10 protein-coding genes are annotated in these 16873 nt (G+C 34.7%); 9 read left to right on the forward strand and 1 reads right to left on the reverse strand.

Annotated elements, in window-relative coordinates; translation table 11 throughout:
- Window positions 1–192: 192 nt before the first annotated feature.
- The gene (locus AC2DGP_RS07000; protein ID WP_484492296.1) at window positions 193–1077 is read left to right on the forward strand and encodes a T9SS type A sorting domain-containing protein; all 885 of its coding nucleotides are present in this window, start codon (window positions 193–195) and stop codon (window positions 1075–1077) included.
- A gap of 607 nt (window positions 1078–1684) precedes the next feature.
- On the opposite strand, the gene AC2DGP_RS07005 is transcribed toward AC2DGP_RS07000, so the two are convergent.
- Entirely contained in the window at window positions 1685–2692 is a 1008-nt protein-coding gene (locus tag AC2DGP_RS07005) for a LacI family DNA-binding transcriptional regulator (protein WP_484492297.1), read from the reverse strand.
- Window positions 2693–2937: 245 nt separating this feature from the next.
- Between AC2DGP_RS07005 and AC2DGP_RS07010 the strand changes: the two genes are divergently transcribed.
- Genes AC2DGP_RS07010 through AC2DGP_RS07045 form a run of 8 tightly spaced genes read left to right on the forward strand, consistent with a single transcriptional unit; the run spans window position 2938 to window position 16849 of the window.
- Window positions 2938–4500: a sodium:solute symporter family protein gene (locus AC2DGP_RS07010; protein ID WP_484492298.1), complete on the forward strand. Its 1563-nt coding sequence runs from the start codon at window positions 2938–2940 to the stop codon at window positions 4498–4500.
- 26 nt (window positions 4501–4526) lie between these two features.
- Entirely contained in the window at window positions 4527–6806 is a 2280-nt protein-coding gene (locus AC2DGP_RS07015) for an FAD-dependent oxidoreductase (protein ID WP_484492299.1), read from the forward strand.
- Between the two features lie 2 nt (window positions 6807–6808).
- Window positions 6809–9838, forward strand: coding sequence for a glycoside hydrolase family 2 TIM barrel-domain containing protein (locus AC2DGP_RS07020; protein ID WP_484492300.1), 3030 nt, complete (start codon window positions 6809–6811; stop codon window positions 9836–9838).
- A gap of 9 nt (window positions 9839–9847) precedes the next feature.
- Window positions 9848–11131: a glycoside hydrolase family 117 protein gene (locus tag AC2DGP_RS07025; protein ID WP_484492301.1), complete on the forward strand. Its 1284-nt coding sequence runs from the start codon at window positions 9848–9850 to the stop codon at window positions 11129–11131.
- A 37-nt stretch (window positions 11132–11168) separates the two neighbouring features.
- Window positions 11169–12284: a glycoside hydrolase family protein gene (locus AC2DGP_RS07030; protein ID WP_484492302.1), complete on the forward strand. Its 1116-nt coding sequence runs from the start codon at window positions 11169–11171 to the stop codon at window positions 12282–12284.
- A 32-nt stretch (window positions 12285–12316) separates the two neighbouring features.
- Entirely contained in the window at window positions 12317–13654 is a 1338-nt protein-coding gene (locus AC2DGP_RS07035) for a family 16 glycosylhydrolase (protein WP_484492303.1), read from the forward strand.
- A gap of 9 nt (window positions 13655–13663) precedes the next feature.
- Complete coding sequence (locus AC2DGP_RS07040) at window positions 13664–15397, forward strand: glycoside hydrolase family 2 protein (RefSeq protein WP_484492304.1); 1734 nt, start codon at window positions 13664–13666, stop codon at window positions 15395–15397.
- Between the two features lie 21 nt (window positions 15398–15418).
- Window positions 15419–16849 (forward strand): sulfatase-like hydrolase/transferase, encoded by a 1431-nt coding sequence (locus tag AC2DGP_RS07045; protein ID WP_484492305.1) that lies wholly within the window; start codon window positions 15419–15421, stop codon window positions 16847–16849.
- The last annotated feature ends 24 nt before the right edge of the window (window positions 16850–16873 follow it).

Here is a 16873-nt window from a genome sequence, read left to right on the forward strand (position 1 = left end):
ACAAATGAAAATTAAATTCGAAAAACCAATTACTAATCCTTCTTACATCAAGGCAGTATTCCGAAAACGTATCCGGAAAATAAAAACGTTTTCGGTAACGATCTCGGTGATAAAAATACAGTTTCACGAATAAAAAAAAGGAAACATTACTAATTTTACAGTAAATATTTTTCTTAAACAAACAATTTTATTATGAAAAAAAGTTACTTAATTACAGCTATTTTAATTCTAGTTCAATTAAATTTTTACGCCCAAGAAACGTTAATATCATCAGATGCCGGATTTACATTTGAAGGTAATGGAAATCCCGGAGGTACATGGTCAAGCGCAGAAAACCAATTAAAAATAGGTGGTACTGCAGACTCGAAGTACGGAAGAAACATGTACTATAACTTTGACATAACCAGTTTAAACAGTTTGACATTAAATAGTGCCAAATTTAAAATATACAACACCTCCAACAATAAAGAAAACATCACAGGAGATAGGATAATTAGCATTAACGCAATCTCGGATGGTACAGCAGGTACGTCTCTACCAATTGTTAGTGGTACTTGGGCAACAGACTTTTATGCTGGCCGTACGGTAGATATGTCAATTGCTACTTATACTTACTCAGGCGGAGCAAGCGTAGATACATATTTTGAATTTGACATACTTACCTATTTAGATAATATGAAAGCCTCAAATATTACTGAGATTTGTTTTGAAGTAACCGTCCAATCTGATGCACAAGCAGGAACAAGCGACGAAACATACTTTACATTTGGTAGTGAGACACACTCAAGCCACCCCGGGAACATTGAATATGAAGTTCCTTCTGCAAACGTATCTAGAGTAAGTAACATTGAAACTATGGTCTTCCCAAATCCAGCTAAAAATGAGGTTCAAATTACTTCAGAAGCAAAGCTTTCTAAAATTTCTATTTTTAACATAAGTGGTAAATTACTTTCTGAAAAAAACATTAGTTCTAAAAATAATAAGGTTGACATTTCTAGTTTTTCAAATGGAATTTATATAATTGAACTTATAGATATTTATGGTAACAAAGCTTGTCATAGGTTAATTAAAAATTAAGCAAAGGATCGAAATAACAAAAAATGAACCAAAAGCTCTAGGTAATTAAAAATCACCTAGAGCTTTTACAACTTTCAATCAAACTAAAAAAACAGGCCACTCTTCCTAGTCAGAACTAAATTTTGTGATCCCCAAATAAGAAAAGAAAGAAAGTGAAGTTATTATAATCTTTAAATAGGGTAGAATTATAAAATAAAACAAGGAAAATATCTTATGTTTCATCTTTCCTTAAAACAAACCGTATCAAAACCATCATTTTAAAAAAGTGAAATTCTTGCAAACTTTTCCTCTCAAAAGTAAAAAAATTGCAAAATCAGATAATAAAATGACTACACCCTGTGTCGTCCTAATATTATTTTAGATTTAGAAACTAACAAAAAGATTAATAAAATTTTAAAGTAAGTTTTATTCAATACAAAATATAAAGATAAACTAAAAACTGATTACTATAACGATTTTCGTAAACACTTTAGTACTCCAAATGACACCAGAGTTTTAATCAATCAAAAATAGAATCTAGCTATGGTGTTCTATTCAAAAACAATATGAACCCGTCAATTAAAAGTAAATAATTCTATCTTGATTCTGTAAACCCACAATTCAATATTTACAAAATCATAGAAGAACCTCTAACATTTAGCCTGCCATTAAGAACAATTGTTTGGGGTACGAATATCCCTTTAGTTTCTATTTGCTCTAGTAATAATTTTGCAGCAGTCTGCCCAATATCTTTTGTTGGTTGACTTACCGAAGTTAATGGTGGCGCAATATGTTCTGCCAACCTTGATTCTGAGAAACCAACAATTGCAATATCTTTTGGTATATTAAATCCATGATCTTTAAATACCTTCATTGCCCCAATGGCAGCAGCATCACTTGCTGAGAAAATAGCCGTGGGAACTTCATTTTGTTCAATTAACTCCAAGGCAATACGCGCCCCTTCCTCCATCGAAAAACCACATTGAATTTTTCTCCCTAATTCAATCTTATGTTTTCTATGAGCCGCATCAAAACCCTGAGCTCTATTTTTAAATAAAGATAAGTCTCTTGGACCAGCAAAATGCACAATATCCTCATGACCTTGAACTATTAAATGCTCCGTAGCGAAAAAAGCCCATTTATAATCATCAAAAACGACTTTAGAGGCTTCTAATTCCTCAACTACCCTGTTAAAAAAAACCATAGGTACATCTTCTTTAATTAGTTGTTTATATTTTTCAATATTCTGATTTTCACAAGACAGTGAAATGATCAAACCATCGACCATATTATCAATCATCGTCTCTATATTTTTCAACTCAATCTCTGAAGATTCATTAGACTGCATTATCAACACTTGATATCCTTGCTCCAATAGTATTTCTTGAGCACCAATTATTACTTCCGAAAAAAAACCGTTTACAAATTCAGGTACTATAACTCCAATATTTAACGAGCGTTGCTGAATCAATTTCCTCGCAATCGGATTAGGTCTATACCCCATCTCATTTGCTGTTTTTAAAATCAATTCTTTAGTCTCTAGTCGAATGTCATATTTGTCATTAAATGCCCTTGACACCGTTGACACGGAAACATTTAATTTTTTAGCGACGTCCTTAATCGTAGTATATTTCATATTACAATATTAGTCTTTTTTTCATTTTCTCGCAAAAAACAGAAACGTTCCCGTAAAAATAAACCCTTTTCGGGAACGTTTTCGGATATCATTTTATTGATTCCATTGCGAAAAACTTAAAATTAATAGAAATTGCACTATCTAAAAATCAAATCTACATGGGTCTTATTGATATTACAGTTATTTTAGTCTTCACATTATTAGTCTTTATATGTGGAATGAGCTTCTCAAAAGCGGGAAAAAACATGAAGTCATATTTTGCCGCTGGAGGTGCTTTGCCATGGTGGATGAGTGGACTTTCTTTATTTATGAGTTTCTTTTCGGCTGGTACTTTTGTCGTTTGGGGCTCCATTGCTTACAAAAGTGGTTGGGTTGCAATCGCAATTCAATGGACTATGTGTATTGCTGGTTTAATCATAGGATTCTGGATAGCTCCTAAATGGCAAAAAACAAAGGCTTTGACTGCAGCTGAATTCATAACAGACAGATTAGGTTATAAAACACAAAAAATATATACGTATTTATTTTTATTAATTTCAGTTTTTACCACAGGTGCATTCTTGTATCCCGTTGCAAAAATTGTAGAAGTATCTACAGGGATCCCTATTAGTGCGAGTGTAATTTTCTTGGGAATTCTAATCTTAATTTACACTACTGTCGGTGGTTTATGGGCTGTAATTGTGACAGATGTACTACAATTCGTAGTCCTCACTGCAGCGGTATTAATAGTAGTTCCATTATCTTTTGAAAAAATTGGAGGAGTTGATAACTTTATATCACTTGCTCCTGATAATTTTTTCGATTTTGTAAATGATGAATATACTCCAGGTTTCCTAGTCGCTTTTGGCTTATATAATTTATTTTTTATCGCTGGTAACTGGGCATATGTCCAAAGATATACTAGTGTTGCTACCCCTAAGGATGCTAAAAAAGTTGGCTGGTTATTTGGAGGTTTATATACAATTAGCCCATTAATCTGGATGTTACCACCTATGATTTATAGAGTACTAAACCCAGGATTAGGTGATTTAGCAGAGGAAGGTGCTTATTTACTTATGTGTAAAGAGGTATTGCCTGTTGGAATGTTAGGTCTTATGCTTGGCGGGATGGTTTTCGCTACCTCTAGTTCAGTGAATACAACCTTGAATATTTCAGCTGGAGTTTTGGCTAATGATGTTTACAAACACTTTAAACCACAGACTTCTGACATTCAGCTCGTTAAAATTGGTAAAACCGCAACGGTTGCACTTGGGGTAATCACTATTATTGTGGCGCTCCTTGTTCCGCTAATGGGAGGAATTGTAAATGTGGTAATGAGTTTGGCAGCCCTTACCGGTGGGGCAATGTTTCTACCTCCTCTTTGGGCTTTATTCTCGAAACATCAAACTGGAAAAAGCGTTTTAGCAATAACATTAATTTCCCTTGCTATCAATGGATTTTTTAAATTCATTAGTCCCTCTATTTTTTCTTTCTCCCTCGATAGGGCTACTGAAATGGGTGTAGGTGTCGCGATTCCAATTATCTTACTATTGATATTTGACCTAATCGCAAAACAACAGAATCTGGAAAACATGCAGCACGCTGAATACTTAGAGAAAGTATCAAAAAAGAGCAGTCCTACTGAAGAAGAATCTAGAAGTGGAAACAAAAAAGGAGGAAGAGTTATTGGTGTTGGAGTATTCTCAACAGGTCTGTTAATTCTTGGACTTTCGTTCATGGCCGACACTGGAGTCATGTTAGTCGGAGGAATGGGTACAGCGGTGCTTATTCTAGGAGCGATCATTATCAAAAAAAACACAGAGAAATAAAATATTATAATTAAAAATCAAATACAATGATTGTTGAAAATCATATAGCAGACGTAAGACAAAACAAAACTACTAGCCTAAACACCGAATTGGTAATTATAGGTGGTGGTACCGCCGGTGTTTGTGCCGCAATAACTGCAGCACGCAAAGGAACTAAAACTGTCCTTATACAAGACCGTCCAGTTTTAGGAGGAAATGCTTCATCAGAAGTTCGACTGTGGATTTTAGGGGCAACCTCACATCTAGGAAACAACAACCGTTGGTCTCGTGAAGGAGGTGTAATGGATGAAATCTTGGTTGAAAATCTATATAGAAATAAAGAAGGAAATGCCGTTATTTTTGATACCGTTTTATTAGAAAAAGTATTGAACGAAGAAAACATAACACTTCTGTTAAATACCTCAGTCTATGATATAGAAAAATCAGATGACAGAAACATCAAGTCTGTAAAGGCTTTTAACCCACAAAACTCAACAGAATATATCGTGAATGCTCCATTATTTTGTGACGCCTCAGGAGATGGAATTGTTGCCTTTAAAGCAGGAGCTTCTTTTAGAATGGGAGCTGAAACCAAAGAAGAATTTGGAGAATTATTTGCCCCAGACAAATCTTATGGTGAGCTTTTAGGTCATTCTATGTACTTCTACAGTAAAAACACGGATAAACCTGTTAAATTTACTGCTCCCGAATTTGCTCTCAAAGACATCAAAGCAATTCCTCGATATAAAGCTATTGGGAAAGACGACAAAGGTTGTAGATTCTGGTGGTTTGAATATGGTGGCCGAGGAGATACTATTCATGACACAGAAGAAATCAAATACGAACTTTGGAAAATCATATATGGAGTCTGGGACTATATTAAAAACTCAGGTGAATTTGAAGATGTTGAAAATATGACCTTGGAATGGGTAGGTACTGTACCAGGAAAAAGAGAAAGTCGACGTTTCGAAGGTTTATACATGATGAAACAACAGGATGTTATTAACCAAAGTAAATTTGACGATGCCATCGCACATGGAGGTTGGGCGATTGATTTACACCCTGCCGATGGAGTTTATAGTGAAAAATCAGGTTGTACACAATGGCATTCTAAGGGTGTCTATGACATCCCTTACAGATCTTTTGTCAGTAAAGACATTGATAACTTATTTTTAGCCGGTCGTATTATTAGCGCAACACATGTAGCCTTTGGATCTACAAGAGTTATGGCTACAACAGGATTATGTGCTCAAGCGATTGGAGCTGCAGCAAACATGTGTATTTCCAAAAAAGTGAAACCTGCGGGAATATTGGAAAATGGTTTGATAAAAGAATTACAAAATGAATTAAATCTTTTTGGTCAAAGCATCCCAAATGTATCTATCCAAAAAGAGAGTAATTTATTAACGTCAGCCGATATTTCAAGTTCTTCTAATTTAAGTCTGTCGACTATAAAATTTGATGGAAACTGGACTAATTTAGCGACTTCTGCTGCACAATTACTTCCTTTAACAGCAAACACAAAATACAGTTTCAAAATTGAAGTGAACGCACAAGAAGATACTGAATTAGAAATTCAACTTAGAACTTCTAAAAAAGCAGATAATTACTGCCCTGAACTAATACTTGAAAAACAAACTATTTCAGTAAAAAAAGGACAACAATTTATCGAATTTACCTTTGACAATTCAGTAAAAGAAAATCAATATGGATTTGTCACCTTTCTATCCAACCCTTCTATTGAAATTAAAAATAGTAACCAACGTTTTAGCGGTATTCTTTCTGTATTTAACGGAGTTAATAAAGCCGTTTCTAATAATGGTAAACAAACCCCACCAGAAAACATTGGGGTTGATACTTTTGAGTTTTGGATTCCTCAAAGACGACCAGAAGGGAAAAACATTGCCATGGAAATTTCACCAGCTATAGAAGCTTTTAATGTAAGTAACTTAGGAAATGGTTTTGTTAGACCAAATACAACAGTTAACTCATGGACTGCTGAGTTGAGTGATTCAACTCCTAACATTAATATAAGTTGGGTGCAACCACAAGAAATTAGTCAGATAACTTTGTTTATGGATAACGACTATGACCATCCTTTAGAATCAACACTTATGGGACATCCTGAAGAAGTTGCTCCATTCTGCCTAAGAAACTATACAATCAAAGACGAACATGGAAATATAGTTGTTCAAAACACAGGAAACTATCAAACCATAAACACATGGAAATTTGATAAAAAAATTAAAACCTCCAGTTTAACTATTGAAGTAGAGCACCCGTCTGACAAAGTACCTGCTTCTATTTTCGAAATTGTATGCGCATAACTATGAAAAACATATTGCTACTTCTAAACTTTCTAATTTTATTGTCTGGATGCTCTTTCAAACAGAATCCCAATAAAGAATTACCTCCATCCAAAATTTCTTTAAATGGCACTTGGAAATTCAATGTTATTTATGGTATGGGTTCTAACCCATTAAATATTATTGAACAAGATTCAGATATAATTATTGACAACAACGACAAAGAAAAAGTTGCAATAAAAGGTAAATGGCAGCTAAAGAATAAGGGAGCAAGAGGATCCGTTTTTTATGGCGAAAATTATTTATCCCGTAGGTTTAATCCTGGTGAATCTTCTGAAAATTATGTAAGATATAAACCTGGTATCAAAACGTCTGGATATTATGAAACTTTGATTCGCTATCCATTTTCTTCACATATGACCGCTCAAGTGAATATAAATCATGCGAACGGAACAACAACTAAATATGTAGGGCAAAGAAATTTTTGTGGGCAATGGTTGAGTTTGGGTATTTATAAAATGGATGCAGATCACAATAATTACATGGAGATCACTGCTATTACAGAAAACAATGTTGCAGCAGATGCTGTTATGTTTAGACCCATTTCCGAAAAAGCCTACTTGGAAGCGAAACAGCAACCTGATGAAGTTTTTCTACCAAATTACAACGACAAAAATTGGCATGATCTAAAAGTCCCTGGCCACTGGGGAATGATCAATTCATTCTCTAACTATAATGGTTTAGGCTGGTATCGTAAAGAATTCACTTTACCTAACAACTGGTCGAAAAGCTCATCAAATAGATATCGTCTTAAATTTGACGGTGTATATCATGTTGCTAAAGTATACGTAAACGGAACCTTTATCGGAACGCATAGAGGGGGATTTACTCCATTTGAATTTGACGTTAGTGATAAGATAATTTTTGGATCTAAAAATGTAATCGCTGTTGAAGCTGATAATAGTGCAAAAGTTGGTGCTACATGGAATTGGGGTGGGATTATTAGAGATGTGTATCTTTTAAAAAACAACGACGTAAGAATCCTTAATCAAAATATTCATGCTTCTCCTGATTTAGAAAATGGAACCGCACAAATAGACCTAAAAGTATTCATTGAAAACAATTCCAAGAAAACTAAAAAAGTAAACATTCATTCTCAAATCAGTAAGAATGGAGATCTAATAGCGTTACACAAAACAGTGAGTATTGGAGCAAACAGCACAGGTGAATTTGACCTAGCCGGAGAAATAAAAGCTAAGAATGTTCATCTTTGGCATTTTGACAATCCAACACTATACAAACTAAAAACGACGATAACAGAAAACAAAACCGTTGTTGACACAAAAAATAATCATTTTGGAATTAGAAAAGTAGAGGTTACAGCATCACAACTTTTATTAAACGGGGAACCAATACGATTAGGAGGTTTCAACCGAGTAAGTGAACACCGTTTTTGGGGATCTTCTGAACCTATAGAGGTCTTGGAAAAAGATGTAGACCTAATGAAGGAAGCAGGTGCTAATTTTATGAGAATTATGCATGGTACGCAAAATGAAAAATTAATTGACTTATGCGATAGAAAAGGAATTCTGCTCTTTGAAGAGGTTAATGTGCGTAACTTAACAAATCCAGAATTCACTCCACCTCACTACCCTCTTGCCAAACACTGGCTAAAAGGAATGATAGAACGTGATTGGAATCACCCAAGTATCATTGGTTGGAGTGTTGGAAATGAACTTACAAACCATTATGAATATGCAAAAAACACGATGGACTATGTTCGTAAATTAGATCCTAACCGACTCGTAACCTGTGTAAGTAATAGTGGACAAAAGGACCACGCTAACAGAAAAACAGATCCAAATACGGAGGTTGACTTAATTATGCACAACATGTATCGTTGGCAAGGTAACCCTCAAGAGATCATAAATAAATTAAGGAGAGAGTGGCCTGAAAAACCTATTTTTATTTCAGAATATGGGTTCGACCCCTACCCTACAACTTCTTTAGATGGGGATCAACAAATTTTTTCTGACTGGCACGAGTTATGGAGAGGAAAAAATCAATTTGTAATAGGAACTTCTTTATGGACTTTTAATGACTATAGAAGTGGATACGCTGCTACTTCTCAAGAAGAAAACAGAGTATGGGGCTTGATCAATGTTTGGAGACAAAAAAGAAGAATGTTCAATCGAGTTTCTAAAGAATTAAGTCCTATAAAAAATATAGAAATTCTAAATTTCGATATCAATAAAAATAAGGCAAAAGTAAACATCCCGATTAGAGGTCCGAAAGATTACCCTAGCTATACATTAAATAATTATACTCTAAGATGGAGTTTTAGGAATGAAGATGGTAAGATATTACAGTCAGACAATATCAAACTACCTTCTATAAGTCCGGCCGACAAAAATTGGAACGGAGAAATTACATGGAAGAAAACTTCAGAAGAAATTTTAGATTTAAAAATAGAATTAATTAGTCCTACAGGATACGTAAGACATAGTGAAACTTATGCTTTTACTACTCCTAAAACCCCAAACATCATAGAAGTAATCCCTGGAGACTCTTCACTAAGGGTACTTTTTGAAAAGGTTGCAGGTGCAAATGAATATTATGTCACATGTAAATCGAAAAACGGAGACATCATCAAATCATTTAAATCCATCACAAATGCCATTGAAGTTACTGGCTTAAAGAACAATGAAGATTATATCTGCAATGTTATCGCTATTAACGACAAAGGAGAAAGCAACATAAACCATGGTACAATTGGAAAAGCCAATGGCAAATTATTACCTCCCAAAATTTGGGATGCTTTTATTGCAGATAACAAAGTGGTAATCGGGTATACCAGTGAGTTTGATGATTCATTTTACAATGTGAAATATGGTTATAGCAAGGACAATTTAAATTTTACTTTTAGATCCAATGTTAGAGGTATGATGACTATAGATACGGAAAAAACGGCTCCAATATACTTACAAATTCAAAGAGAAAACAAAGGAAAAACAAGCAATTGGTCCAATATTGTACTAGCAAATAAAAATTAAACTACTCTCATGAAAACTTTAAACCATTTTAAAACAACTTTAATTCTTGGCCTTGTTGCTGCTATATTTTTGTCTTGCAATAATCGAAAGCAACCAACTAACGAAAACGGTTTTCCTTATAATATCACCGAAGACACTAAAAACAGGGTGTTAAGTAGTGCAATGAAGCGCGCATTTTTTCAATACGATGGTGTTACCCCGATGACAAATGAATTATATTCTAATTTTATGTTCACTGAACTAAAAGGTTTAGACTATAGTAATGGAGATGGAACCATATCCAGAAGGGATCCTTCAAAAATTTTAAAGGAAAACGGGAAGTATTATATCTGGTATACACACAGAAACACTTCTACACCTCCGATTGGTGCAAGAAACGCAGAAAAAAGTAATGACACTATACCTTCAACAGACTGGGACTTATGCGAAATCTGGTATGCTACAAGTACCGATGGATTTACATGGGAAGAACAGGGTGTTGCGGTACCTCGACCACCTAAGCCACAAGTAGGATGGAGATCTGTTGCAACTACAGACATCTTAAAATGGAAAGGAAAATACTATTTATATTTCCAAGGCTTTATGGAAGCAAGTGGTAAAAAAGGAGATTATTGTCCGGTTGCCGTAGCTTCTTCTGATTCTGTTGATGGACCATGGACCTACCATGAAGGTGCAGTTATCAATAATGGAGCAGAAGGAGAATGGGATCAATATGCGATTCATGATCCAAATCCGTTTATCCACAATGGACAAATATACATCTACTATAAATCGGCTTTTAACAGACCAGACAATTTATGGATTGGTGCTGGTTTGGCTATCGCGGATAATCCTTTAGGTCCATTTAAAAAACACCCTTTAAATCCATTATTTAATTCAGGACATGAAACTTCTCTATTTCCGTTTAAAGAAGGAATTGCCGCATTAGTAATTCAAGATGGTAATGAAAATAATACTATCCAATATGCAAAAGACTGGGTGAATTTTGAAATTGCATCTGTTTCTAAATTTATGCCAGTAGCCTCCGGACCGTACATTCCAGACGCATTTTTAGACAACAAAAATGGTAGAGGAATTACTTGGGGTTTGTCACATTTTGTAAATGCTGGCTCTCATAAAAAGCAGCACTCTATATTAGCCCGATTTGATTGTGACCTTAGTTTAGATTTACACGATCCACAAATGAAGAAAAAAATCAGATGGCATAAACCAGAAGTTTATTTTAAACATAAATTAAATAAAAAACAATTGGAAAGAATAAAGGCTGACCAAGCTGCATCAAAAAAAGATTAACCACAGAACAATAATATATTCACCTAAAACACAATAAATGAAACATCTTCTATCACTCACATTAATTCTTTGCATAGCACTGGTTTCCTGTAAACAAAAGGAAACTAAAAATGTCAAAAGCCACAAAATTGAAAACTTTAAAATAGAATTTGGAAAAGTATCCAAAACTTCTGTTTTCAACGAAGAAGACAACAGTGTATGGGGAGGTACCTTAACAAAAGGAGAAGATGGCTTGTACCACATGTTTTACTCAAGATGGCCAAAAAAAATTGGTTGGGAATGGGTAAATTATTCAGAAATCGCTCATGCCACATCAACATCTCCATTCGGACCTTTCAAATTTCATGACGTAGCCTTAGGGGAAAGAGATAACAATAAATGGGACGGAACAACAACCCACAACCCTACTATTCTTAAAATAAAAGAAAAATACTACCTATATTACATGGGTAACACTGGAGATAAAAAAATTGTAAGTGTACCAGGAAAGGCAAAAATTAACTGGATGCACAGAAACAATCAAAGAATTGGAGTTGCAGTGGCAGATTCCCCAAATGGACCATGGAAACGCTTTGACCAACCTATTTTGGATATCAATCATGATGATGAAAACGCATATGATGCTTTGATGACCTCTAACCCATCTGTTTGCGAGATGGCTGATGGTAAAATATTAATGGTTTACAAAGCGGTTGGTAAAAAATTCCCACTTCCTGCAGGAGGCCCAGTGGTGCACATGGTAGCTATTGCAGGCAGTCCTACCGGACCGTTTAAAAAATTCCCAGACCCTGTTTTTGTATTTCCAGGAGAACGATTCCCTGCCGAAGACCCGTACATTTGGTATCAAGATGGGAAATATCGCGCTATTGTAAAAAGAATAAAATTTGAAGGTAAAAAACGTTTGTTTTCATTAGTACACTACGATTCTAATGATGGAATCAAATGGGAAAAAGCAAAACACTTTGATATTTCTGAAAGAAAAGTAACTTGGGAAGATGATAGAGAACAACAGTTTACACACCTAGAACGTCCACAGGTTTATATGGAAAACGGAGAGCCTATTGCTTTGTTATGCGCTGCAGACACCCTAGTGAACAACGTTAGACATTCCTTCAATATTCAAATTCCTTTGAAAATCATTAAAGAAAAATAACAAAACCAATAAAAAAAATAAACCACTCTCGCATGAATCAAAACCTATGTCTTAAACTAAATCACCGTGCGTATATTTATTTGTTCACTTTATTGTCAATTGGATTCACTAGTTGTGCTAACAGTCAGATAGTTGAATTTTCAACCAATCCTCCGAACGAAGAAAATAAAGAAAAAGAAATTTCTTGCGAAGAAAAAAACACCGCTGTGGATATCCCTCGTGTATTACCGCAAAGAACAAATACGGATGAATGGCAATTGTATTGGGAAGACAATTTTTCCTACGCAAATGATCAACTGGATAAGAACTGGGATTCCCAAAACGGCTCTAGCGGACATATCCTATCAAGTCGTTGGAGAGACAACGCAATTGTTTCTAACGGTATCTTAGAATTATTAGCAAAAAAAGAAAAACGAGGAGGACAAGAGTGGACTACAGGAAATATTTGGACCAAAGAAACATTTGGGTATGGATACTACGAGTGTAAATATAAATATGCAGGAGCACCAGGAACAAACAATTCATTTTGGTTGATCCCAAGAGATAAATCAGTTGCTGGCTCAGAACTTATCTGTGAACTTGATGTAAATGAAGGCCATTTCCCGAATGAAGTGAACACAAACAAGCATCATTGGCAAAATGGAAGCAGCGAAAACAACCAGATAGGATTTTCTCATGGATTATCTCATGGTTATTCCCACACATTTAGAAAAACGATTTCAACAGAAAAAATAAGATTTTCTTCCAAAAACTCAAGTCATTTTCACATCAAAGAATTTCGAATTTACCCAGGTAATCTTAACTGTAGCTATCCTGAAAACATAATAACTAACGATAACAAAAACATACAAAATCTTGCGAAAGAAAGTATCATTACAACGAGTGGGGTTTATGATGAACGTTTTAAAAATGAAAATATAATTGATGGTTCTATTGCTAGCGGTTGGGTTTCTCAAAAGGAAGGGTTGAAATGGATTGAATTCACATGGGATACTCCACAAGAAATAGGACATATTCAGTTTATTAATGGATGGAAGAAACATGATTCTTGGATTGGTTTAATTACTGATTATAAAATTGAAGCTTTCGTAAATAATGATTGGGTAGAAATAACAAGTTTTGATGTTCTCCAGAAATATAATTATGCAGAGGAGTACCATATATATGGTATGGATTGGTCAGAAGATGAATTAAAGTTCTACGTTGACAATGAACTAATCAGAACCATACCTAACACACTTTGTAACCAAGAATTAAACATATTCTTAAGCTTAGCAATATTAGATCATGCAGGTGAAGTAACCGATGACATTGATGGTACTAGTATGAAAATTGACTGGGTCAAATATTATAAAAAAACAAAGAAATAAACACTTTCCATGACTTACTTAAACCATATTAAAATTTTCTTGTTAAGCATATTACTTAGTGCGTGCATTGGTTCTAAAACTAAAGGAACAACAAATCCTAATTTAAAAACATTACACGGAACTTGGAATTTTCTTGCATCCAATGAAATTGACAATTCTGACTTACTTAAACAAAACTTCAAAAACTGGGATACGATAACCGTTCCTGGCAATTGGGACACTCGTGAACGTTATGCAACCTACAAGGGAAAAGCTTATTATCAAAAAAACTTTACCGTTCCCGAAAACTGGAATAAAAAAAATATTCGACTGAAATTTGGTGCTGTTTATCAAACAGCGAATGTTTGGCTTAATGGTGAGTTTTTGGGAGACCATGTGGGCGGATACTTACCATTTGAGTTTGATATTACTGAAAAACTAAAGAAAAACGGAAGTAATTCTTTAATTGTGATGGCTGACAACACCATAAGAAGAGGGGCTTGGTGGGCTTGGGGAGGAATCAGTAGAGATGTAACTCTTTTTGCTGATAATGAAATTCGATTGGTTAAACAACATATTACTAGCATACCCGACTTCACTAAAAACATCATTTCGTTTGAAATAAAATACCAATTAGAAAACAAAAGTAACACAGAAAAGGTTATTGAAATTCAATCTGAAATTATTGATCAAGAAAAATTACCCCGTCAACAGATTGCTATTCCAGCGAACGCTAGCATCTACAAAACGATCTCTTTCAAAAGAAATATCGCAAATTATAAACTTTGGAATTTTAACACTCCGAACTTATACAACTGTAAAACTGAAATCACTTTCGATGCTGCTGTTTTAGATTCCAAAACAGATCATTTTGGTATTCGTAAGTTTGAGGTAAAGGGAGAGCAATTTTTCCTGAACAATATAGCTGTGCGAATGAATGGAGTGAACAGAGTACATGACCACCCAGATTATGGAAATACAGAACCAGATCATTTAATCCTAAAAGATTTAAGTGATATCAAATCTTTGGGTTGTAATTTTTCAAGACTTATGCATGCTCCATTATCTGAGAACATACTAGATTTTTGTGATAAAAATGGTTTTTTATTGATTGAAGAAATTCCTGTTTGGGGAGAAAAAGATCCAAATTCTGTACCCAACAACCCTTTGACTAAAGAATGGATGAAAGATTTAGTTGACAGAGACTACAACCACCCTTCTGTTGTTGCTTGGAGTGTTGGGAATGAATTGAGAACAACAACCCCTAAATGGGGCGAACAACATTTAACGGTTAAACAATATCAATATGTAAATGAAATGATTGATTATGTTGCAACTATAGACTCTACTCGATTAAAAACCTATGTTAGCAACACCTCGTACCAAGGAGGTATCAAAGGAATAGAACCTTATGAAAAAGTTGACTTCTTATCAGTTAACAGCTATGGACATGCATTGAAAATCATTGAAAAAGTACATAATCGATTCCCAAACAAACCCATATTTGTATCAGAAATTGGTAAAGGACAAATTGGGCCCGCTCCGAACGCTGTACTTGACCCTAATTTAATTCAATGGATCAAAGATTTAAAGAACTATCCTTATATTACTGGAGTTTCTCTTTGGAGCTATAACGACTATAGAAGTGACTATAAAGGAACTCCTGCCTCAGGATTCAGAGAATGGGGTATTGTTGATGAAAAAAGAAACAAGAAAAAAGCATATCAACAATTAAAGGATGCGTTTGCATTTTGGGCAAAATAAACTTTTGAAAACAATTCCCCTATGAATATCATTAATTTTAAAAAAAAAATTGTCATTGTGTTACTTCTTGCAAGTAATTCCTATGCACAACAAACACCAAATATCATATGGATCAACTGTGATGATCTTGGAAGAGAACTAGCTTGCTACGGTAATCCTGATGTCTACACTCCTAACATGGACAAATTAGCGTCCGAAGGTGTCAAATACACCAATGCTTACTCTAATGCACCTGTTTGTTCTGCAAGCAGATCCTCTCAAATTTTAGGAATGTACCCAAGTGCTGCCAACGTCTTAAACCATAGAACTATGGATAAAAAACCGTTACCTGAAGAGTTCCCAACACTCATGGAATTATTTCGAAAAAACGGATATTATTGCACTAATGGTTGGGCACATGCAATGCATAAACCTGGAAAAGAAGACTATAATTTTTCAGATAAAAACTTGTTTGATAGTACAGATTGGAAAAACAGAGATAAAAACCAACCTTTTTTTGCACAGGTACAAATACACGAGCCTCACAGAGTTTTTGTAAAAGACAAAGAAAATCCAATTGACCCAGCGAAAGTTACGCTACCTGGGTGTTACCCAGATTACCCATTGATCAGAGCTGATTGGGCGCTATATTTAGAAAGTATTCAAATTGCCGACAAAAGAGTTGGGCATATTTTGAATAGATTAGAAAAAGAAGGCTTGACAGATAATACCATTGTAATTCTTTTTGGAGACCATGGTAGACCACACATACGTGATAAACAATGGTTATACGAAGGAGGCCTTGCGATACCATTAATTGTACGTTACCCTAACAAAGCACAAGCAAATAGTATTAAAACAGACCTTATAAGTTTAATTGATGTAAGTGTAAGTTCTCTTGAGATGGCAGGGATCAAACCTACCAAAAACATGCAGGGTAAAAATGTTCTTTCAGGTGACAAACGAAAGTATGTGTTTGGATTCCGCCAACGCTGTGGAGATGCAGTAGATGATATACGATCAATCACTGACGGCAGATATAAATTAATTTGGAACAGAATGCCTGAACTGCCTTATATGCAATTAACCAGCTATAAGAAGCTTCAATATCCAGCTTTTAGTTTATACCATTTATTACATGAAAAAGGGGAACTTGCCGCTCCATTCAATCAATTTATGGCGGATACACGACCTGAGTTTGAATTATATGACTTAACGAAAGACCCTAATGAATTTAACAACCTAGCCACCAAAAAGGAGTTTAAAAAAACAAAAAAAAGGCTTTATAACCAGTTAAACAAACTTGTTTGTAAAATTGAAAAAAACAATGTTCCGGAATCGCCAAAAAGCACAGAACGTGCTAAGGCTGGATCCTATAATTTTTACGCAAAAGGAATGGCGAAAAAAGGCTTGCCTGAAAATGCAACTAACCAAGAAATTGTTGACAAATGGAAAATTGATTTGCTGCAATAAGTACAATTAAAAAAAAAAAAAAGC

The sequence above is a fragment of the Flavicella sp. IMCC45537 genome (assembly GCF_057197705.1).

What these genes read in the sequence shown, in the direction of transcription:
- AC2DGP_RS07035 (WP_484492303.1), top strand. Translation starts at nt 12,317, where the DNA reads ATGAATCAAAACCTATGTCTTAAACTAAATCACCGTGCGTATATTTAT.
- AC2DGP_RS07030 (WP_484492302.1), top strand. Translation starts at nt 11,169, where the DNA reads ATGAAACATCTTCTATCACTCACATTAATTCTTTGCATAGCACTGGTT.
- AC2DGP_RS07040 (WP_484492304.1), top strand. Translation starts at nt 13,664, where the DNA reads ATGACTTACTTAAACCATATTAAAATTTTCTTGTTAAGCATATTACTT.
- AC2DGP_RS07000 (WP_484492296.1), top strand. Translation starts at nt 193, where the DNA reads ATGAAAAAAAGTTACTTAATTACAGCTATTTTAATTCTAGTTCAATTA.
- AC2DGP_RS07020 (WP_484492300.1), top strand. Translation starts at nt 6,809, where the DNA reads ATGAAAAACATATTGCTACTTCTAAACTTTCTAATTTTATTGTCTGGA.
- AC2DGP_RS07025 (WP_484492301.1), top strand. Translation starts at nt 9,848, where the DNA reads ATGAAAACTTTAAACCATTTTAAAACAACTTTAATTCTTGGCCTTGTT.
- AC2DGP_RS07005 (WP_484492297.1), bottom strand. Translation starts at nt 2,692, where the DNA reads ATGAAATATACTACGATTAAGGACGTCGCTAAAAAATTAAATGTTTCC.
- AC2DGP_RS07010 (WP_484492298.1), top strand. Translation starts at nt 2,938, where the DNA reads ATGAAGTCATATTTTGCCGCTGGAGGTGCTTTGCCATGGTGGATGAGT.
- AC2DGP_RS07045 (WP_484492305.1), top strand. Translation starts at nt 15,419, where the DNA reads ATGAATATCATTAATTTTAAAAAAAAAATTGTCATTGTGTTACTTCTT.
- AC2DGP_RS07015 (WP_484492299.1), top strand. Translation starts at nt 4,527, where the DNA reads ATGATTGTTGAAAATCATATAGCAGACGTAAGACAAAACAAAACTACT.